Raw genomic sequence first — 19543 nt, 5'->3', positions numbered from 1 at the left:
GTGGAAGCCACTCCGTGAAAGCAATCACCGGCCCAGAAAATAGACCAGTACCCCGACTCCCCATGTTCCAGCGGCCAGGGACGCAAAGCCAAACTCAGCCAACATGCCAAGCCCAGTAGCCTTCAAGGCCGCCACGGAGGATGAGAGCGCCGGTTTAAAAGCCTTGTGACGCTGGAGTTCGGAGAGAAAAAGTCCCACAGCAAAACCGAGGAGGAGACCGACGAAGGGAACTATGAAGAACCCGATGACCCCCACCACCAACGCCACTATAAGGGAACGCCCTGGAATCTTGCGCTCCTTCATGACGCGTCCGGTCAAAACCGCGCTGGAAGCCATGCCGGCCCCAACAAAGACGACGCCCACTCCAAACACGACCCATCCCACGGGCTCTCCAATGGCCAGTGCCCAGGCAAGCAGGCTCGTGGCGATCAGCAGGCTACCCGGAAGTACCGGGACGATTACCCCTGCGGCGCCTACCAAGATGGCAAGACCGCACAGGATGGTCCAAATAATCTGCGCGTCCATGCCCCCATCCTGCCAGAACGGCACGGATGTCCGGATCCAACGGCCTAGAATTGAAAGCGTGAGCACAGCGAAGATCAGCGGAGCGCCCACTGGCATGGTCGATCCAACGGCCACGCGAGAGTCAACTCCCGGACACCGGTTTCCCCGAAACCTGCGGAACCTTTGGAAGCTGCGAAGCCCCCTGGTGCCTGCGGTCCTGCTAGGCGCATCGGCTTTTATTCTCTACACACTCTTCTCCTGGTTGCAGTGGAGCAGTTACGCCATCCGGTCCTGGGACCTGGGCATCTTCACGCAATTGGCGAAGGACTATGCGCATTTCCAGGCGCCAATTGTCAGTATCAAGGGTGATGGCTACAACCTGCTGGGTGACCATTTCCACCCACTCTTAGTTCTGCTCGGTCCGGTTTACCGCGTTTTCCCTAGCGCATTCACTTTGCTGGTAGTCCAAAACGCGCTTTTTGCCCTCTCGGTGGTGGTGCTCAGCAACCTGGCTATCAAGCACCTTGGCCGGATTCCCGGTGTCTGCCTGGGCATTGGCTACGCCTTGAGTTGGGGCCTGGCATCAGCGGTGGACGCGCAGTTCCATGAAATCGCGTTTGCCGTGCCGCTGCTGGCGCTTTCCTTGAGCGCTTTGCTGGAGGAAAAATGGCGAAAAGCATGGATCTGGGCCGCTTTGCTGGTGTTCGTCAAGGAAGACCTCGGCCTGAGCGTACTAGTGCTTGGTTTGGTCATGGCTCACCGATCACGCAAGCCCGCCGGCCTGTGGTTGGCCGTCTGGGGAGTGGGCTGGTTTCTGCTTTCGACGGCGGTGATTCTGCCATCCATGAACCCTAGCGAAAGCTGGGCCTACTCCAGCCAGCTGAATCTAGGCGCGCTCTTTAGCGACCCTTTGTCCTTGCTGAACTCGGAAAAGGTGGCGACCACTTTCTTGCTGGTCGCAATCACTGCTGGCCTGTGCCTGTTTTCTCCGCTGACATTGATCGTAATACCCACTCTGGCCTGGCGCTTCCTCTCCGACCTTGAGTATTACTGGGGGCAGGAATGGCAGTACAGTGCCGTGCTCATGCCTGTGGTCTTCTGCGCCGCGATCGATGCCCTTGCACGTCGCAAGGTCCTTGATTCGGCCAAGCTGCGTCTACTCTCCGCCGTGGCCATCGCTCTCATTGCGCTCGCGCTCTCCAGCCACTACGCCTTTGGCAAGCTAAACGATGCTGGCAAAAACTTTCCCACCACACACAACGTCGAAGCCGCCAACGCGCTGGCCGCAGTTCCTGCGGGCGTCACTGTGGAAACAGATATCACCCTCATGAGCTACCTGGTGGACCGCCATAACGTCTACTGGATCGGCAATAAGAACCCGGCCCCGCAGTACGTCCTCATCGATGTTTCTTCTCGGTCCGGCGTTGCCTCCAACACGGCGGCAATGGAAGCGCAGTCCCGATTCCCGGGCACCCATTACGTCACCGTTCATGCAGACGCGCGCTTCCAAGTTGCCAAGCGTGACTAAGTCCATCCCGGACTGACAGTACAATTTGAGGAACTTCCCCACCGTCATCGCTGGCACAGTATGCGCCTTGTCCCAGTAAGCGAGCAGCGATGAACCCACCACCAAGGACGGCACATGCTCGAACTCATGACGATATTCTTGGCTGGATTTTGGGCAGGAATGATCAACGTCGTCGTCGGCTCGGGGACCCTTGTAACATTTCCGGTCCTGCTGCTCTTTGGCTACGCGCCCCTGACCGCAAACATCTCCAACAACATCGGACTTGTGGCTGGCGGGCTGTCTGGCACGTGGGGCTACCGGAAGGAACTGGCACCCAATAAGGAAATGATCAAACGGCTGCTGCCGGCATCCGCGATAGGTGGTCTGGCCGGAGCGCTGCTGCTGTTGACGCTGCCGCCGTCGGCCTTTGGCACGATTGTCCCCGTGCTGATCGTTCTCGGCATCCTCATGGTGGCGTTCGGCCCAGTGTTGCAACGCAGAATGGCGCTGCGCCGTTTCACTGGTGAAGACCCCGGGCCCTCCCGCAGCGCGGTGGGCTTGATTGTAGGAATTTTTGTACTCGGCATGTACGGCGGGTACTTTGGTGCCGCACAAGGAATCTTAATTGTGGGGCTGATGGGCATCATGACCACTGTGGCCCTGCAACAAATCAACGCCGTCAAAAACGTCCTGACCACTGCGGTCAATGGCATTGCCGCCGTCACGTTCATGATCGTGGCGTGGCATTACATTGACTGGAAAGTTACGGCACTGATCGCGGCTGGATCTCTGTTCGGAGGTCTGGTGGGCGCCAAGTTCGGCCGGAAGCTCCCGCCTATGGCGTTGCGTGCCACCATTATCGTCGTAGGAACAGCCGCCCTAGTGAAGATGGTCTTCTTCGCCTAAATCCAAGGGGTGAGCGCCTCCACGAACACCGGCGAAGCTAGTCCACACTCTTAATCTTGACCACAAACACTGCCCCCAGCAATCCGATCACGGCAGCTACCACGTAAAGGGTGACATACCCACCCATCACGGTTACCAGCGGCCACGCGATGATTGGAGCAATGACTTGCGGCAGGGAGTTCGCAACGTTAATGACACCCAGGTCCTTGCCCCGGCTCACCGCTGACGGCAAGACCTGGGTGATCAGAGCAAAGTCGACAGCCAAATAGGCGCCATATCCAATACCAAGAACGGCAGCCCCGATCAGCGCCCCCGTCCACGTCGGCGCAAACGCAAGGATGAGCGCAGCCAGAGAAATGATGGCCGAGGAACCGATCACAAACGGTTTACGCCGCCCCACCTTGTCGGACAGCTTGCCGCCAATGACAGCTGTGAAAAGTGTCATCACCGCATAGAGCCCCGTCAGGATCAGCACACCGTATTCCGGGTTCGCGAAGCCAACCGCGTCGCGCAGGAAAAACAGCAGGTACAAGGTCACCAAATGGTTGCCAACATTGACCAAGAAGCGCGTAATCCACGCCCAAGCAAAATCGGGATACCGGACCGGGGAGATCCAGAACCCGGAAACAAAAGTCCGCCACGCAAATTGCGGGCGAGCCGAGGCGGGCAGGACGGCGTCGTCGGACAGAAACAGGTACGGAACCATGCCAGCAATTAGTGCCACAGCACACAGTAGATAGCCGGCAGCAAAGTTACCCGAGACCACCGCGGCAATCGCGGCGCCCATCAAGATGCCAACCACAGTACCCATCGAAGCCAAGCCGCCGATGCTCCCACGCTGGCTAATCGGCACCCTGTCTGGCACAGCCGCCGTGATGGCCGCCAGCGCGCCGTTACAGCCCAGCTGCACAAGACACCAGAGCGCCGTCATGGCCGCCACTGAAGGAGCAACACTTAGCCCCAACAGCCCGATGGTGCCCAGTAGCGCTCCGATGAAAACCCATGGAACCCGCCTACCGAAGCGGGAGAGGCTTCTGTCGCTGAATGTGCCAAATAGCGGGTTTGCTACGAGGGAAACAGCAGCGCCAGCCCCCGTCACGAGTGCCAAGATCCCTTCTTTTTCCGGTTCGCTGAAGTGGATGGCCTGCTGACCCAAAAGTACCTGTAGGGGGCCAAAGAATGCGGCATTGATTCCAACGTTGACCAGGACCACTGACGTTGTCCACCGTTTGCGGACATTGACGGTAGGCTCCCGCAGCGCCTCATGGGTCCCCTGCCCATCACCCACCGAAGTGGAGCTTTTTTCGCTCACCATTCCCCCAAAATTTCCGTACACGCCATTGAATAAAGAACCGTCGTTGAGTGAAAAATCTCAGCCCCAGCATACTGTGCCGCACAGCCTGCCCGCCCGATTACACCAACTGGCTGCGTACCTGCTCAATGATGCGCAGTGCCGCCACAGAATCCGCAGGGTCCACGGGTAACGGTGCGTCATTGTTGATGGCGTCAGCGAGGAGGACATAGAAGTCGGTGAAATCCCCGCGCTCGCTTGGCACTGGCAAGGAACCACCGGCGCCGACAAGCACACCCCAATTTTCTTGCCGATCCACTCCGTAGAGAGGATTACCCGGCAGAATTCCGCTTTGGATCTGCGCCTCCTGCTGATCCGGGATGGCCTTGACATAGGCGCCCTGCGAGCCAAGCACCCGCAACCGGGGACCCAACACCGGCGCGTTCAGATTCATCCAGAGGTGGGAGATCACTCCGCCTGCGTGCTCAAGAGCAATAAAGGCGTCATCGTCAGCCAATTCCTGCGGCCGCCGCGCGGCAGCCTCGCCATAAACGCGCACAGGATCACCAAATAGTTGCAGAGCTTGGTCCACCAGGTGAGTGCCGAGGTCGTAGAGAATCCCGCCGCCGTCGGCCGCCGTCGCCTCCGCCTTCCACTGCTTTGAAATGCTCTGCTGCCAGCGTTCTAGCCGGGACTCAAACCGCCTCACCTCTCCCAAAGCGCCCTCCGCCAAAAGCCTTTTCAGCGTCAGAAATTCCGCGTCCCAGCGTCGGTTTTGGTACGTCGTGAGCACCTGGCCGCACTCCTTGGCCAACGCGATCAAGGCCTCACCCTCAGCGCTGGTGACGGTAAAAGGCTTGTCAACCACGACGGCGCATCCAACTTCCAGCGCGGCTTGCGCCAGTGCCACATGGGTTGCAGGGGGCGTGGCGATCACAGCAAGATCCACGTTCCCTTCTTCGACGCTTGCCATACTCAAACGCTGCCACTGCTCCCGGTCCATGACCGTGGCGCCAGGGTACGCTGCGCGCGCGGCGGCTTGGCGCTCGGGATCTCCCGTGACGATCACATCGAGGCTGAACTGTTCCAAAAATTCCAGCGACGGCGCATGGAAAACACTCCCGGCGAGGCCAAAACCGAGCAGGGCCGTGCGGATCACGTGTGTCATGGCTCATACCCTACCGTTGCGGACCAAGCACGTCATCCGGTCGTATAAGCCTGGCGCAGCGCGCAGCCGTGTCCGGATACCCGTCACGCTGGTAGCCTGCTGGCATGAGCTTAGATGCACCACGCGCGTCGCCCGCACTCCCTCCCGCAGAGCAGCACGACTTAGCGCGAACGCTGAAGGGGTCCACCGACATCACAGTCTTTGTCGACGGCACCGCACATCGCCTGACCCCCGGTGCGCAGGACGCCGTCGTCGACCTTCTCTGGCGGCTCTCGCGGGGCGACGCTGTGACCGTGGCCAGTGTTGCCGAATTACTCACCACCTCTCAAGCTGCCGAGCTGGCTGGAATTTCGCACACCTTTTTGCGCAACCTCACGGATCGCGGTGAGATCGCGGTGCAATACAGGGGCTCACACCGACGCATCCGCCGCGATGACGTCCTCACCTGGCTCGCTAACCAAGCCGGCACAGGCGGTTCAGGCAGTACAGGCAGCACAGGCAGCACAGGCAGCACAGGCGAAACTAGCGCGCCTTGAGGACGTCCCCAACAGCGGGCGTCGTCTTGGCCGCTGGGGCTGGCACCCGGCTAGGACACGGGCCTAAAGCGCTGCTGCCCTTTCGTGGCGGCACTCTGGTGGAGCATGTGTCAACAGTTCTGCACCACGGCGGGTGTTCTTCCGTCGTGGTCGTCACGGGTGCGGGCGCATGCGGGGTCGCTGCTCTGCAGCAACCAGGGCGTCCGCTCAATGAGTGCACACTGATCGTGAACACAGAGTGGGACTCCGGAATGGGGAGTTCGTTTTGCGTTGGCGTGGCCACCGCACTTGCCGAAAACACCCACGCAGACAACGTCCTCATAGCCTTGGTGGACCAGCCCGGAATCAGTGCCGCACTCGTGGCAAGGCTGCTCAGCGCCCACCGCCAAGGCAGGGTCACGGCGGCCGGATTCAGGGACGGCCCAGATGGCCCTCTAGTTCGCGGCCATCCTGTGGTGTTCTCCCGCGAGCAGGCGTTGGGGGCCGCAGAATTATCGCGTGGGGATGCTGGCGCCCGCGAGTACCTGCGCACGCACCCGGCTCTTGTGGACGTGGTGGACTGCAGCGACCTCGCTGACGGCGCGGACATCGACACTCCCGCTGATTTGTCCAGACTGAGCTAACGGCACATCTCCTTGACCATTAAGTGGGCTCCAGAGCTTCCTTAGATTCGTGGCCGTCCCGCCCAGCGCGCTGCTTTGAGGGCAAGGTGGAGCTCCAGCCGGACCCTGCCCGCTAAGGGGTCAGCGCTGATGACCCCGCGCACTCGCGCGAGGCGGTTGTAGATGCTAGAACGGTGCAGATGCAGGCTCGCGGCCACCTTGGCTACCGCGCCATCATTGTCATAAAGGTGCTCTAAAACCGTGAAAAGTTCAGCGGCGTCGTCGCGATGATGTAGGAGCCGGTAATACACGCTGTCGTTGGGATCGGCGGCGCCGCCAGCTAGCAGCTCGTACACACCGGCGCCGCGGACATCCAAAATAGTGCCGAGGGCGGGGTCCACTGCAGCAGCCTGGGCGGCAATGCGGGATTGCCGATACGCGGACGGTAGCTGGCGGAAGGAATCAAATGGTTCCCCGATCCCCATCACCACATCCGACGCCGGAGCGCCCGTTCGCTTTGCTAGCTCAGCGCCGTAACGTCTCAGCACCTCGGCATGAGCAGTGCGTGATTGCGTGGCCCGGAGCAGCATGAGCGCATGGCTGCCCAGTCCGGCAGTAAAGAGCGCAACGTCCACACCTACGGTTGCCGTGAGCCCGGCGCTGCGGTGGACCAAAGCGGCCGCCAGCGGGTCCAAGACCTTTCCAGGGACAAATCCCGGAACCGGAGCCCCGCTCGATCCAGGCCCCGGAGCCGCATAGACCGTCACTGCTTGCCACGGGCCGCGCTGGCGGACTTCGGGCCACTCCGCCACGACGTCGATCGCTTGCCTGTCACCGTCGGTCGCGGCGAGAAACAGCTGCTCCCGGGCGCGGCGTTGGCTGGATTCAGCAGTGTTGGAATCCAGAAGTAGCGTTGCCAGGAGATCAAGCGAGTCCCGCACCCGAGGCAGCGCGGCGAGGATCGCCGTCGCACTTTGCTCTTCTCCATCCTGCTGAACCCACAGGTAACCCACCCGAAAGCCGCGGACCAGCAGCGGAACACAAACCCGGCCCAACATCCCCAAGTTTTCATTGGCAGGGACCACCACGGGTCGGACCGCCCTCGCGATTCCGTGGGAGAGCTGCCACGCCCCCACATCTGCTGCCACACGCTTGCTGAGCAGGAAGTTCACACGTACCCTGTCGGCATGAGACTGGTTGGAACTATAGGCCAGCAAGAGCCCATCTAGATCTTCAAGAGAAAGTCCGCGACCCAGCTCCACAGCGAGCTGCTCCACAAGGTCTTCGATCTCCTGATTTCTCATGCTCCAAGGGTAAGGCGCACAAAGACAAGGGGGGACATCTGAATGCTTTTGCCTCGACATATGTCGATCGTCTTGCGCCGAAACACGCGGATTCTAGGCATGTGCTCAGAACCGGGCAGTTCTGGCCCCGTGAATCACCCCACATTTTGACCCTAATGTTTTGTTTACCCAGCCGGACAGCGGCCCACCCGTGTACTAAGGACAATCCATGATCATCGGCGTTCCCCAGGAGATCAAGAACAACGAATTCCGGGTGGCTATGACAGCCTCCGGCGTGCACGAACTCACCGGACACGGACATACCGTGCTGGTGGAAAGCGGCGCAGGTACAGGCTCCGGCATCACGGACGAGGAATACGCCAACGCTGGTGCCGAACTGGTCACGGCCGCAAGCGACGTCTGGGGCCGCGCTGACATGGTGGTCAAAGTCAAGGAACCCATTCAGAGTGAATACGCGTACTTCCGCAAGGGTTTGCTCCTGTTCACGTACCTGCATCTGGCGGCCGAGCCAGCACTGACGCACGCACTCCTGGACGCTGGCGTCACGGCTATCGCCTACGAGACCGTTCAGCTTGGGCGCAACCTGCCGCTTTTGGCACCCATGTCTGAAGTGGCCGGGCGCTTATCCGTAGCGGTTGGCGCCCAGTGCCTCACTGCGCCGGCAGGCGGCAAAGGCATCCTGCTCGGCGGAGTCCCCGGGGTTCGGCCCGCCAACGTAGTTATTCTTGGTGCCGGCGTTTCCGGCACCAACGCCGCCGCCATGGCCATCGGTGCTGGCGCTGACGTGACCATCTTGGATATCAACATCGACAGGCTCCATCAGCTCGACGACCATTACCAGGGCAGACTCAAAACCATCGCATCCAATCGTCTGGAGATCGAGCGGGCCTTGCTGAACGCCGATTTGGTTATCGGCTCCGTTTTGATCCCAGGCGCCAAGGCCCCCAAGCTTGTCACGAACGAGCTAGTGTCCCGCATGAAGCCAGGATCAGTTCTAGTGGATATCGCCGTTGACCAGGGCGGCTGCTTTGAGGACACCCATCCCACCACGCATGAGAACCCAACCTTCATGGTCCACAACTGCGTGTTCTACTGCGTTGCCAACATGCCCGGGGCCGTACCCAACACCTCCACATACGCATTGACGAACGTGACGCTGCGCTACGCGGTAGCCCTTGCTAATTTGGGCGTCGCGGCTGCGTTGGAGGCCGATCCCGCCCTTGTTGCTGGCTTGAACGTTGCCGGGGGTGCCGTGACCCACCCCTCAGTGTCCGGAGCCCATGACCTTCCTCTGGACACCAACTGGCGCCAGTTGGTCTAAGCGAAGCTGCTGGACGAAACGGCTGGGCGAAACGGCTGGGAGAAGCAGCTGCGCGCAGGGCGCTTGCGCCGGGTAGTTGGAGATAAACGCTGTTTGAAAAACTTTTGATGCCTATTTAGCAACACTTGAAAGGCATTTGGTTGTATCCTGACACGGTGAACACTCCAGCTCCTGGCGCCAACGCAGCCGCCGAAACATTGTCCGAAGAAACAGTCGACGCCCTCGTTCGCGCCGGGACCTCCGGCGAACAGCCAGCCAAGGGCGCACATCCGCACGAGGCCCTGCTCTCTGCCCGCGCTGCCAACATTAAGCAATCCGCGGTCCGCGACGTGTTTGAGATTTCCATGCAACCGGGGCTGGTCTCCCTTGCCGGTGGGAACCCTTATCTTCAATCGCTCCCCCTGGATCGCTTGGGCGCCACTGCGGCCGCCATCATTGCTGAACATGGACTTGAAGCACTCCAGTACGGTGGCGGACAGGGCACGCTGGAGTTACGGACCCAGATCTGCGAAGTAATGGCGGCGGAGGGCATTATGGATGCTGATCCGGAGAACGTGGTCATCACTGCCGGCTCGCAATCCGCCCAAGACGTCGCGGCAAAGGTATTTTGCGATCCTGGTGACGTCATCTTGCTCGAGGACCCCACGTACGTGGGCGCTTTGAATACCTTTGAAGCGTACGAGGTGGACGTGCAGCCGGTAGCCGGGGACGAGCACGGCATCATCCCCGAGCAGCTAAGAGCACGCATCAATGAGCTCCAAGCCGAGGGTAAACGGATCAAGCTGCTGTACACGATCCCCAATTTCAATAACCCGTCCGGTGTGATGCTGGCCCCGGAACGCCGCCAGGAAATCGTGGATATCTGCCGCGAGGCAAACATCCTGGTTCTCGAGGACAACCCTTACGGGCTGCTAAAGTTCGACGGCGTCCTGCCGGAACCTCTGCGCGCGGCCAACCCTGACGATGTGCTCTATTTGGGCTCATTCTCTAAGATCTTCGCTCCCGGGCTGCGCATTGGCTGGGCGCTGGTCCCGGCACATTTGAAGCAACGGTATTATCTTGCCAGCGAGGCCGTGACCCTGTGCCCACCCACGTTCAACCAATTATTAGTCAGCGACTATCTGAACAACTATGACTGGATGGGCCAGATCCGTACGTACCGGGCCCTCTACCAGGAGCGTTGCACTGCGCTTCTGGAAGCCCTTGATGAGTTCATGCCTGAAGGCGTCACGTGGACGCGTCCCGAGGGTGGCTTCTTCGTCTGGCTCACCCTGCCCACCGGAATCGACAGCTACCCGCTGCTGTATCAGGGGATCGATGCCGGCGTCGTGTTTGTTCCGGGCGCAGCGTTCACCGTTACCGAAGGCCCGAGCAACAAACTGAGGCTTGCTTTCAGCGCCGTTCCGCCCGCGCTCTTGCGCACCGGTGTGGAGCGGCTCGCCCCCGTCTTGGCAAAGGCGATCGCCGACAACTTTTAAGACCTAGGCTGTTTCAGCGCCAAGCGTTTGGCCCAGGGATCGATCATGGGCCGAGCGCTTGAGCTGATCTTGGTGCATGGAATCCTTAATGGCTGGCGCTAAAATAGTTGCCATTCGTTGGGCCAGGTAGGTTTCCCCCGCCGTGTTGGGATGTTCCAGATCGTCCGTGAGGAATCCACTGCTCTCACCTTGAAACCAACCGAGAGCCACGGGATCAACGTACTGCACGCCGTCGTCGTCCGCCTGCACCTTGAGTGTTTGAATGATGGGGGCCAGCTCACCTTGGACGTCACCAGATTCAGAGGTGGGCCCCACCACGATCACCGTTGCCGCAGGGGCGAGTACCTTGACACGGGCCAAGGCAGTAGCAACGGCGGCGTCCAGGCCCGACGCCCCGGAGTCATTGTCGGAGCCGAAAAGTAGCACCACTTGCGACTGCGAGTTCACAATTCGGTTCACCAGATCCAGGTAAACATCTCCACCTTCTCCGGGAACAACATAGCCAGCACCGTTTTCCGAGGCATTGGTGATCGTGGCTTTGAGACCTTTGGCGGCAAATATACTCTGGGCCTGCTCCGGCCACGTGTCTCCAGGAGTGCGGAATCCGGTGCTGAGCGAGTCGCCAATAACGTCCACGTGCACCGAAGTCACCGGGTCAGTGATTGGAACTCTGGCATCCGCAGCAGTACTGGAAAGCAGAACAAGAACTACCGCCAAGGCTGAGAGTATGACCGTTGCGTGGCCAAGCCGATGAAACCAGGCACGGAGCGCCCGCCACCCACTCCTAGGGTTCATGACTGCAGCCCAAATCGCGGCAGTGCAGGTTTCCCCAGCGGGAACGGTAGACAACTCATAGTCACCACTATGACCGTGTGGCTTAAGACATTCAAGGGTGCCAGCTGAGAGTTTCTTATGAGCTAGCAGGGAGTGCGCAACCTCGTCACAGGCACCAGCATAGGCAGCTGGAAGCTGACACTACACGTACATTCCTCAGCCGTTTTCAGCCCCCGCCGAAGAGTCCAAATGTTGGATCGCGGTCTTACGCCGGCGCCAGAGCACGGCACCGATGCCGCCGATCAGGAGCAATCCGGCGCTGGCAAGCAGTGGAAATACAGTGGATCCAGTGGTGGCCAAGTTGTCCTCGCGCTGAGCCGAAGCCGCACCAGCGGTGGAAGACGGGATCGCTGACCCAGCGGCTGGCGGCGGCAACACCTGCCCCGGGTCAACTCCCCCGGCGGGTGTTGTTGGTGTTGTTGTCGGTGGTGGTGTTGTAGGTATCGCAGGGGCGGGGCGGAGCATGAATACATCCGCTGAGATGTCCAAGCCAATGCTGAAAACTGTGGCCGCTGGAACAGGAATGCCACCGCGTAAAGACAAACATTCCATAGCCAGCGTAGCTCCATCACCCAAGCCAAAGTCGGACAAAACTGAGACCATGGGAACCTGAGCCGGCATTGACCCTTCAATCAAGGGCACTGTGGCGGAGATGACAACTACTGTTCCGTCGGTACGGATTGCCGCCAGCCTTGCGGCATCCCGGAAACCTGCAGGACATGCCACTGGTGCGCGTGCGGCCGCAAAACTAGGCTGGGCGGCAAGGCTTCCCCCGGCGATTATTTGACTGTCTGCATCCAAGAGTGTGAGCACGCCAACGCTATTGGCAGGTGCTGCCGGGGCACTCGCGTGGGCGGCTGCTGGTGCGCCGAGGAGTAGAGCGGCAACACCGACTACGGTGACGCGGTGTGCGGCAGTTTTCAGTAACACGTGAGAATTCCTTCTGGTAGTCGCCTTTTTGGGGAGTGCGGCGGATGCATCGTCTCCTATCAAGATGGACTGGTAGTAGCGGGAAGGTTAATTTGCGCATCCAGAGCATTTTCACCCGTTCATCTTCCTCGCACCATGCGTTCACGAGTGTTACCTAGGCTCTGGGATGTTGGAAATTTACGAGGAGAACCTAAATCGATGTGTACACCACAAACACCCATGCGGGTATCCCGACGTCAGCTGATGAGTGCTGGCGCACTCGTCGCGGCAGGTCTGGTTGCCGGACCCACTAGTTACGCCACTCGGGCAAGTGCCGCTACGGGAATTGACGACCCCCAAGACCTGGCCTGGTTGGTGGGCGACCACCACGTTCATACCGTTTATAGCCATGACGCCAAGTACCTGCAGACACAACTTCTTGATAAGGCTGCCGAATATGGTGTTGATGTCATCGCATTCACCGAACACAGCAACTGGGGCCACGCGAACATGGGTGGGGCACTAAATTCCCAGCGTGATATCGCCGCAGCCAGGGCAGCCCGCCCGCAAATGCTCATCTTCCAAGGACTGGAATGGTATATTCCGGCGGCAGAGCATGCCTCCATTCTTGTTGCCCCGGGCCCCAACGAAGCGCGCATTCTGCGCCAGTTTGAGCTCATGTGGGATGGCAAGCTCAACGGTTGGGAGAAGCCGGCCCCAGCGTCCAATCAGGCCGTCGAATGGGAGCCCAAGGCACGTGCAGCCATCGAGTGGCTGGCCGCGCAGAAGAAGGCTGGCTTCATTGATGACGTCGTAGTGCTAGCCAATCATCCGTCCCGCCTCGGCATCGACTCGCCCCACGAGATGCGCGGTTGGCGCGACGCTGCCCCTGAGATCGTGATCGGCATGGAGGGTGCGCCCGGCGCCCAGGCATCAGCGGTGAGCGCGTTTGCCGACGCTTCCAGTCAACGGGGCGAGTATGAGAACTCGCCGAGTGAGTTCTCTTTTCCTGGCTTTCCGGCGGAGACCTACAAGACCCGCGGCGGCTTCGACTGGGTGAGCAGTGTAGTGGGCGGGCAGTGGGATTCCATGCTTGCCGAGGGAAAGCCCTTTTGGATTACCTCCAATAGCGACAACCACCTGACCGTCAAAGACACGATGCGGATTGGCGATTTCCCGAGCGGTGAAGGTTGGGATAACGGCGCCTCCTTGAATAACTTCAACAAAGCAGGACGTCGCCCTGACCCTGTGGCGGCAGGTACTCCCCAAAATGGCAGCGACTTTTGGCCGGGGCAGTTCAGCCGCACCCACATCGGTGCTCGGACCCGCAACTACGCCGACGTGCTTGAGGCAATGCGGGCAGGACGCATGTGGGTTGATCACGGACATTTGATTGCCAGCCTAGACTTCCGCCTGCGGCCAGTGGGCCATACTGGCCCCGGTAAGGTCATGGGATCCACGCTCGCCGTGGCCTCCGGCAGTGACGTGGAACTGCTCATCACCATTAAGCCCACGACTTCTCCGAACGCCAACGGAACAGTGCCTCAGCTGGCCCACGTGGACATCATCAAAGGCCTGGTCACCGGACCTGTTGCCGACCAAGATACCTTTACGGCGCCTCACACGAAGGTGGAAGAACGCATTGAAACCAGTACTTTGACGGGTGAAATCGTACTGAAACGCACTTTCAGCAATGTCACCGAACCGTTCTATGTGCGTCTTCGGGGTAGCGACGGCGCCCGTTCAGGAGTCGGGCCGATGGGTGCGCAGGTGGATCCACAAGGCCCCGTTCCGCACGGACCCGGCGAAGGGGATCCCTGGGCAGACACCTGGTTTTATGCCAACCCGATCTTTGTTGAAATCACTGGCGCAGGATAATCGCTGGAACGGGGATGACCCCACGAAAGTTGGGCAAAGTCTTTCCGTGGGGGAAAGTTGCTGGGATTTCAACAACGATTTCCTCATTCTGCCGCCTTGGAGGCTTCGTCGATTCGTCCAAGAAGTAGGGATAGCTGCGCCTGTTCCTCGATGCTGAGCATGGCGAGCAAAGTGCGTTCGGTATGAAGGTGATCTGGGAGCGCTGACTCGATGAGGGTCTTTCCAACATGGGTGAGCGCAACGATTTTGCCGCGTCCGTCGGGTTTAGTGCGCGCTGAATAAGACCCCGGCCTTCGAGTTTGTTAAGCCGCTGTGCCACGGGGCTCGTCGTGATCATAGCTTCCCTGGCCAGTTCCACTGGGGTTATCCGGTAAGAGACGCCACTGCGCAAAAGCGTCGCGAGTACGTCGAAGGACGCCGCATCCAGTCCGTGCCTCGCAAAGGTCCTGCCTAGGCGGGCATGGGTTCTCGGGATACTGAAAATAGGGAATAGTGCTTTTGAAGAAATGGGGCAGCCAACAACCCCGAGAGCCACCACTTCCTGGCAGCTGACCACCGGAGGCCTGACGCTTGCAATACTCCTTGGGTGGGGACTTGCCCGGGAAGTACTCACGCCTGCACAAAGCCTAGGAGTCGCCGTCGTACTGGGCTCGGTTACGTCCGTGATTCTCGCGAGGACGCCAAAAAACGCCAGGACCAGCCCGGCGCGCGCCACCCCACCCGTACCCTAATGAGGTGAAATGGCCTCCCCGGCAAAGGAAAGCGCTTCAGCCCAGAGATTCTGGTTTCGCTTTACGTACTTGGCCGCAGCACGCCAGTGATCGCCATGACCTTGGGCGTACATGGTTCCCCACGGTTCACTACCTGAAAGATGCGCGGTGGCCAATAAGTCATACATGGCCTGGGTCCGGCGTGTCATCGTAGCTGGAAGGCGTTCACGAAGATCGTTATCCGCTCGGTACCCGCGGACAAACGCCGCAAGACGAAGGGAAGCAAGCTCCACGTTCTGCGTAGGATCGTTGAGCGTGAAGGCTTGCGCTGCGTAAGCCAGATCCCAGAGCCGCGTGCTAGGCCCAGCCGCATCCCAATCAATAAATAGCCAACGGTCCCCCACCATCAAATTCCATGGCGCCAAGTCGTTGTGGCATATTAATTCTTCTTCGGGAGCTGGCAGCAACATCGCGGCTATTATCGGCTCTCGTGGCATGAAGAGAGCGGCGGCATCGTGGATCGATCGAACCAGTGCGCCGACGCGCATCAGTTCCGGTAGAGTCAAAAGCGGCCCGTTCATTGCCAGGCATCCGGGTACGAACTCGATGATTTGGCGCCCCTGACCGTCCCTACCAAGCGTGGCTGGCACGTCAACGCCGGCGTTTCGCACGGCGTTCATGAACTCAAAGACTGCTGGGCTGTTCGCGGTCCACGGCTTACGGACGGTCGCGCCAATCCGGACAACACCGTCTGTGGCATTACCGCCCTCCAAAGGGATCTCTTGATCATCCACTCTCAAAGACTAGCTGCCTTTAATGTGATCGCCGATGCCGGAGGCAGTATGCAAGTATGAGGAATGGGGAAAAACAGAGAAGCCCGGATTAGGATTGCAAGCGGTACGCTCATGGCGTTGCTGGCACTGTTGACGGTGATCTTATTGCTCGTATTGCCCAAGTTCGGCGGAGGCTCCACGGTGGGCGTGGTCATCGGGTTAGTGCTGTCAGCACTTACTCTCGCCAAAGCCACAACTTTTCTGCGAGCAGGAGCCAACGCCACATATTGGACCCGCCGCTCCTCACCGATAGTCAATGGCATCGTAGCCCTCTTCATAGTTTTGGCTTTGGGTTCCCAGCTGTTAAATCCACGCGCCGAGTTCGCTTACTTCACTGCGTTCGCCGGTCTACTCTTGAGTAATCTCTTCCAAGTAAAAGCCGCATCCGAACAGAAGCTAAGACCGGTGCCGCGAACCCTAGTTGTTGGGATGGCTATTTTCACCATTGCTGCAGTGGGTGCAACAGTATGGACAGTGCAGGCCATCCCGGACGCCTCAGACGTTCTGGTCAACACCTTGGTTCTTAGCTCTATATTTTTGTGGCTGTGCACCTTCTTGGCCATAATTCAGCTATACACCGAACATTGGGCCCCTCGCCGGGCGCGGAGAACTCCGTAGTCACTGCGAACTTCAGAGTTCCTTGACCATTTCCAGCTCGCGCTTAGCGGGATCCACCTTGTAGGCAAAGGTTTGTCCCGTCATAGTGAAGCCACGACGCTCGTAATATTTTCTCGCCCGAACGTTATCCTCATGAACATGGAGGGTCAACTGATTGCTCTGCGCGCGGGCCCATTCTTCCATCGACGCTAATAGTGCGTCAGCCACCCCCACCTGCGGGCCGCGAAAGGCCGGAGCTACATACACGCCTACAAGCAACGGCACAGTCCCCGGAGAAGGAACAAAAGCACCCATTGTTCCTACCCAGGATCCATTCTCCGCGATTGCGACAACCTCAAGTCCATTCCGGGCGGTCCCCCTTTCACCACGTTTTCGCCATTGAGCCTCGTCCGCGCCCAATGCTTCCTCGACCGTTTCCGCATAAGCGGTCGGGGTGTCTCGAATCATCTCAAGTCGCAGATGACGGATTTCACTCCAATCGGCGGGAGTTGTCCGTCGCAGCGAAAACGTAGCTTTCATCGTCAGCGACAGAACCATAAGGATCTCGTCGTGGTCGCCGTCGGGAAACCGAAGGGCTGCCGGCCATCTGCCAACTTCTTGCCAACCGCATGACTTGTAGAAAGCTTCAAGACCTCTACCTGATCGCAATTCAAGGTGGAGTTGTTCAAGCTTCAAGTCATCCCGTGCTGCTCGCGCTACCTCCGTCATAAGCGCCTTGCCCACACCGAGTCTCCGAAACCCGAGTGCGGTCTGAACGCGGCGCACCTGCGCCCAGTGTGCAGTGAGCTCGCTGGAATTACCTGCTAGGAACAGCCAACCGGCCAGCTCCCCTTTGATGGTCGCCAGCAGTAGTCGATTCTGTGGTTCATTCAGTGATCGGAGCATGGCTTCCAAGGCGGAGAGCACTTGCTGAGGTGATACCGGGGAGAAGGGGAATCCCACGGCACCACCGGCATTGGACACGTCCCGCCAGCACTCTAAAAGTTGCTTTCGCAGGAGCGGACCGAGCGTCTCTGGCTCATCTACCCATCGCATTTGCGGCCAATCCAGCGTCATTACCTTCTCTTCCGCCATCGTGGGCACCACCGGCATTTAGTTAGTTCCACAGCCCCCACTCCGGGGGCGCGGCTAGTCCTCGACCAGCCCGTGCAGATGAGCGAACGGGTCCCACGTTGAGTCGTGATGGACGTCAAGCTCAATCATGGACGTGATGTTCTGCGCAACCTCATCGCCGTGGATGTATCGGATAAGCGCGGCCGTCATGTCCATTCCGGCAGCGACTCCTGAGGAGGTCCACCGGTTCCTGTCCACAACCCACCGCGCTTCTGGCACCCACTCGACATGGGGACCCTGCGTCGTGACCCATCGAAAGGCAAGTTTATTGGAGGTCGCTCGGTGGCCGTCCAAAAGACCGGCTGCCGCAAGCACGGCAGCCCCGGTGCACACAGAGGTCACCAGCGAGGCCGACCGCGAAAAGCCATGCAACCATTCCAAAAACTCCGGCTGCTCAACCAGCTTCCGGGTTCCCATACCGCCGGGAACCAGCACGATGTCCGGCTCCGAAGCAGTCTCGTAAGTTTCGGTCACAGCCACCTTCATCCCCTGCGAACTCGACACTAGATCGCGGCTCGGGCCAAGGAAATCCAGCTCAAACAGATCCGGAGCCATGCCAAGCAACTCGACGGGACCAAACACGTCCAGTAACTCGAATCCGTCGAAAAGGACTATGCTCACGCGCTGACGCTGATTCATAGAATCACTGTACCTGAGCAGACGCAGCCGTGGCAGGCCTCATCCCTCACCACACTTTTCCTTTAGTCCAGCAAGAGTGCAGGCTCCTCCATGATGGCGGCAACGTCCGCCATGAAGCGGGCTGATAGGTCTCCGTCCACAACACGGTGGTCAAAGGAGCCACCGAGCGTTGTGACCCAGCGTGGGACCACTTCACCATTGACCACCCACGGTTTTTGTTTGATCGTGCCGAACGCAACAATGGCCACTTCGCCCGGGTTGATGATGGGAGTTCCGGTGTCAATTCCCAGCGCCCCGATGTTCGTAATCGTCAGCGAACCGCCCTGCATATCGGCAGGCTGAGTCTTCCCCGCCCGTGCCGTCATCGCCAACTCATTGAGAGCAAGTGCCAGGCCTTTTAGCGATAGTTCCTGGGCATCCTTAATGTTCGGAACCATGAGTCCCCGTGGCGTGGCAGCGGCAATACCCAGGTTCATGAAGTGTTTCACGATGATTTCATCCCCTGTCCACGTCGCATTCACTGACGGGTTGCGGGCGGCTGCCCAGATCACGGCCTTGGCCAAGATCAGCAGCGGTGAGACCTTGATGCCCTCAAAGTCGCGGGACTCTTTCAGCCGCTTAACGAACTCCATGGTCCGTGAGGCATCCACGTCTACGAAGATGCTCACGTGCGGCGCCGAGAATGCGCTCTCCACCATTGCCTTAGCTGTTGCTTTGCGGACACCCTTGACCTTGATCCGTTCGATCCGGGGGTCACCAGTGGCGGAGCCTGCGGAAGCATTCGAATAGAAACCGCCCGCTTCCTTTGGCTCGTCCGTGCGCCGGTCCTGATAGCTCAGCAAGTCCTTCTTGGTGACTTCCCCACGCTGCCCGGTAGCTACAACATCGCTCAAATCTATCCCGAGATCCTTCGCGGCTTTACGCACTGGAGGCTTCGCCAGCACGCGGTTACCGGCGGGTTTAGCCTGTGGAAGGCTGCCAGTCACCAGAGCTTTTGCTTCCGGGGTGGAATGCTCGACGCCGGCTCCCCCTTGGCCGCGACGCGGACGGCGCTTGACGGCGTCGGCCTTGGGACCAGAACCTACCAACGGCTTCATCTCAGGCTCATCACCTGCGGAGGGTCCGCCCTTGAATGAGTCAGCACCAGCATCCTGGCCAATGGCGATGATGGGCGTCCCAACGTCTGTAGTTTCGCCCGCGGCCACCATCAGCTGTGCAACGACGCCGGCGTACGGCGACGGTAGTTCCACGATTGATTTGGCCGTCTCAATCTCGACCAGCACCTCGTTGACGGCGACAACGTCGCCCACCTTGACCTTCCACGCCACGATTTCGGCCTCGGTCAGTCCTTCACCAACGTCCGGCAAATTGAAATAATTCAGGGTCGACATG

The 19543-nt window shown here is 59.6% G+C and carries 19 protein-coding genes; 8 read left to right on the top strand and 11 right to left on the bottom strand.

Features of this window, described 5'->3' with window-relative positions; all coding sequences use genetic code 11:
- Positions 1-24 precede the first annotated feature (24 nt).
- A complete protein-coding gene (locus LOH53_RS06155; protein WP_230066854.1) occupies positions 25-525 on the bottom strand; it encodes a DUF456 domain-containing protein in 501 nt (166 codons plus the stop codon).
- Positions 526-583: 58 nt separating this feature from the next.
- On the opposite strand from LOH53_RS06155, the gene LOH53_RS06150 reads away from it, so the two are divergent.
- Both LOH53_RS06150 and LOH53_RS06145 read left to right on the top strand, forming a co-directional pair.
- Entirely contained in the window at positions 584-2032 is a 1449-nt protein-coding gene (locus LOH53_RS06150; protein ID WP_230066853.1) for a DUF2079 domain-containing protein, read from the top strand.
- 114 nt (positions 2033-2146) lie between these two features.
- Positions 2147-2917: a sulfite exporter TauE/SafE family protein gene (locus LOH53_RS06145; RefSeq protein ID WP_230066852.1), complete on the top strand. Its 771-nt coding sequence runs from the start codon at positions 2147-2149 to the stop codon at positions 2915-2917.
- A 37-nt stretch (positions 2918-2954) separates the two neighbouring features.
- On the opposite strand, the gene LOH53_RS06140 is transcribed toward LOH53_RS06145, so the two are convergent.
- Together LOH53_RS06140 and LOH53_RS06135 are read right to left on the bottom strand one after the other, a co-directional pair.
- Positions 2955-4232 carry an MFS transporter gene (locus tag LOH53_RS06140; protein WP_230066851.1) on the bottom strand — a complete coding sequence of 426 codons (1278 nt, stop codon included), beginning with the start codon at positions 4230-4232 and terminating at the stop codon, positions 2955-2957.
- A 97-nt stretch (positions 4233-4329) separates the two neighbouring features.
- Positions 4330-5376 carry a Gfo/Idh/MocA family protein gene (locus LOH53_RS06135; protein WP_230066850.1) on the bottom strand — a complete coding sequence of 349 codons (1047 nt, stop codon included), beginning with the start codon at positions 5374-5376 and terminating at the stop codon, positions 4330-4332.
- Between the two features lie 104 nt (positions 5377-5480).
- Here LOH53_RS06135 and LOH53_RS06130 point away from each other — a divergent pair, with 104 nt between their 5' ends.
- Both LOH53_RS06130 and LOH53_RS06125 read left to right on the top strand, forming a co-directional pair.
- Positions 5481-5912, top strand: a complete 432-nt coding sequence (locus LOH53_RS06130) for a helix-turn-helix domain-containing protein (RefSeq protein ID WP_230066849.1) — start codon at positions 5481-5483, stop codon at positions 5910-5912.
- Positions 5909-6535, top strand: a complete 627-nt coding sequence (locus LOH53_RS06125) for a nucleotidyltransferase family protein (RefSeq protein ID WP_230066848.1) — start codon at positions 5909-5911, stop codon at positions 6533-6535. The genes LOH53_RS06130 and LOH53_RS06125 overlap by 4 nt, the downstream gene beginning before the upstream one ends.
- A 41-nt stretch (positions 6536-6576) precedes the next feature.
- On the opposite strand, the gene LOH53_RS06120 is transcribed toward LOH53_RS06125, so the two are convergent.
- Entirely contained in the window at positions 6577-7818 is a 1242-nt protein-coding gene (locus LOH53_RS06120; protein WP_230066847.1) for a PucR family transcriptional regulator, read from the bottom strand.
- 208 nt (positions 7819-8026) lie between these two features.
- Here LOH53_RS06120 and ald point away from each other — a divergent pair, with 208 nt between their 5' ends.
- The gene (gene ald / locus LOH53_RS06115; RefSeq protein ID WP_230066846.1) at positions 8027-9139 is read left to right on the top strand and encodes an alanine dehydrogenase; all 1113 of its coding nucleotides are present in this window, start codon (positions 8027-8029) and stop codon (positions 9137-9139) included.
- A gap of 155 nt (positions 9140-9294) precedes the next feature.
- The gene (locus LOH53_RS06110; RefSeq protein WP_230066845.1) at positions 9295-10617 is read left to right on the top strand and encodes an aminotransferase-like domain-containing protein; all 1323 of its coding nucleotides are present in this window, start codon (positions 9295-9297) and stop codon (positions 10615-10617) included.
- A 3-nt stretch (positions 10618-10620) separates the two neighbouring features.
- On the opposite strand, the gene LOH53_RS06105 is transcribed toward LOH53_RS06110, so the two are convergent.
- Both LOH53_RS06105 and LOH53_RS06100 read right to left on the bottom strand, forming a co-directional pair.
- On the bottom strand, positions 10621-11412 hold the full coding sequence (locus LOH53_RS06105) for an SGNH/GDSL hydrolase family protein (RefSeq protein ID WP_230066844.1): 792 nt from the start codon (positions 11410-11412) through the stop codon (positions 10621-10623).
- A gap of 195 nt (positions 11413-11607) precedes the next feature.
- Positions 11608-12381: an LPXTG cell wall anchor domain-containing protein gene (locus LOH53_RS06100; protein ID WP_230066843.1), complete on the bottom strand. Its 774-nt coding sequence runs from the start codon at positions 12379-12381 to the stop codon at positions 11608-11610.
- A gap of 198 nt (positions 12382-12579) precedes the next feature.
- Between LOH53_RS06100 and LOH53_RS06095 the strand changes: the two genes are divergently transcribed.
- A complete protein-coding gene (locus LOH53_RS06095; protein WP_230066842.1) occupies positions 12580-14238 on the top strand; it encodes a PHP domain-containing protein in 1659 nt (552 codons plus the stop codon).
- Here the strand turns inward: LOH53_RS06095 and LOH53_RS17000 are convergent.
- Both LOH53_RS17000 and LOH53_RS06090 read right to left on the bottom strand, forming a co-directional pair.
- Complete coding sequence (locus LOH53_RS17000; RefSeq protein ID WP_376991823.1) at positions 14222-14773, bottom strand: MarR family winged helix-turn-helix transcriptional regulator; 552 nt, start codon at positions 14771-14773, stop codon at positions 14222-14224. The two genes, LOH53_RS06095 and LOH53_RS17000, sit on opposite strands and share 17 nt — an antisense overlap.
- A gap of 192 nt (positions 14774-14965) precedes the next feature.
- Positions 14966-15742 (bottom strand): phosphotransferase, encoded by a 777-nt coding sequence (locus LOH53_RS06090; RefSeq protein WP_230066841.1) that lies wholly within the window; start codon positions 15740-15742, stop codon positions 14966-14968.
- Between the two features lie 63 nt (positions 15743-15805).
- Between LOH53_RS06090 and LOH53_RS06085 the strand changes: the two genes are divergently transcribed.
- Positions 15806-16399: a hypothetical protein gene (locus tag LOH53_RS06085; protein ID WP_230066840.1), complete on the top strand. Its 594-nt coding sequence runs from the start codon at positions 15806-15808 to the stop codon at positions 16397-16399.
- 12 nt (positions 16400-16411) lie between these two features.
- On the opposite strand, the gene LOH53_RS06080 is transcribed toward LOH53_RS06085, so the two are convergent.
- The 3 genes from LOH53_RS06080 to LOH53_RS06070 all read right to left on the bottom strand — a co-directional run bounded on the left by LOH53_RS06080 (position 16412) and on the right by LOH53_RS06070 (position 19542).
- Positions 16412-17473, bottom strand: coding sequence for a GNAT family N-acetyltransferase (locus LOH53_RS06080; protein WP_230066839.1), 1062 nt, complete (start codon positions 17471-17473; stop codon positions 16412-16414).
- A gap of 54 nt (positions 17474-17527) precedes the next feature.
- Positions 17528-18151 carry a DJ-1/PfpI family protein gene (locus LOH53_RS06075; RefSeq protein WP_230066838.1) on the bottom strand — a complete coding sequence of 208 codons (624 nt, stop codon included), beginning with the start codon at positions 18149-18151 and terminating at the stop codon, positions 17528-17530.
- A 62-nt stretch (positions 18152-18213) separates the two neighbouring features.
- Positions 18214-19542, bottom strand: coding sequence for a dihydrolipoamide acetyltransferase family protein (locus tag LOH53_RS06070; protein WP_230066837.1), 1329 nt, complete (start codon positions 19540-19542; stop codon positions 18214-18216).
- Between the last annotated feature and the right edge of the window lies 1 nt (position 19543).

Source organism: Arthrobacter cryoconiti, from assembly GCF_020905375.1.
GTDB classification, from domain to species: Bacteria; Actinomycetota; Actinomycetes; order Actinomycetales; family Micrococcaceae; genus Specibacter; species Specibacter cryoconiti.
This window is presented reverse-complemented; position numbering and strand designations above follow the sequence as displayed.

Bases quoted from the DNA above. Each gene is read 5' to 3' on its own strand.
- LOH53_RS06155 (WP_230066854.1), bottom strand. From the start codon at position 525: ATGGACGCGCAGATTATTTGGACCATCCTGTGCGGTCTTGCCATCTTG.
- LOH53_RS06145 (WP_230066852.1), top strand. From the start codon at position 2,147: ATGCTCGAACTCATGACGATATTCTTGGCTGGATTTTGGGCAGGAATG.
- LOH53_RS06140 (WP_230066851.1), bottom strand. From the start codon at position 4,232: ATGGTGAGCGAAAAAAGCTCCACTTCGGTGGGTGATGGGCAGGGGACC.
- LOH53_RS06135 (WP_230066850.1), bottom strand. From the start codon at position 5,376: ATGACACACGTGATCCGCACGGCCCTGCTCGGTTTTGGCCTCGCCGGG.
- LOH53_RS06130 (WP_230066849.1), top strand. From the start codon at position 5,481: ATGAGCTTAGATGCACCACGCGCGTCGCCCGCACTCCCTCCCGCAGAG.
- LOH53_RS06120 (WP_230066847.1), bottom strand. From the start codon at position 7,818: ATGAGAAATCAGGAGATCGAAGACCTTGTGGAGCAGCTCGCTGTGGAG.
- ald (WP_230066846.1), top strand. From the start codon at position 8,027: ATGATCATCGGCGTTCCCCAGGAGATCAAGAACAACGAATTCCGGGTG.
- LOH53_RS06105 (WP_230066844.1), bottom strand. From the start codon at position 11,412: ATGAACCCTAGGAGTGGGTGGCGGGCGCTCCGTGCCTGGTTTCATCGG.
- LOH53_RS06095 (WP_230066842.1), top strand. From the start codon at position 12,580: ATGTGTACACCACAAACACCCATGCGGGTATCCCGACGTCAGCTGATG.
- LOH53_RS06085 (WP_230066840.1), top strand. From the start codon at position 15,806: ATGGGGAAAAACAGAGAAGCCCGGATTAGGATTGCAAGCGGTACGCTC.
- LOH53_RS06080 (WP_230066839.1), bottom strand. From the start codon at position 17,473: ATGGCGGAAGAGAAGGTAATGACGCTGGATTGGCCGCAAATGCGATGG.
- LOH53_RS06075 (WP_230066838.1), bottom strand. From the start codon at position 18,151: ATGAATCAGCGTCAGCGCGTGAGCATAGTCCTTTTCGACGGATTCGAG.
- LOH53_RS06070 (WP_230066837.1), bottom strand. From the start codon at position 19,542: ATGTCGACCCTGAATTATTTCAATTTGCCGGACGTTGGTGAAGGACTG.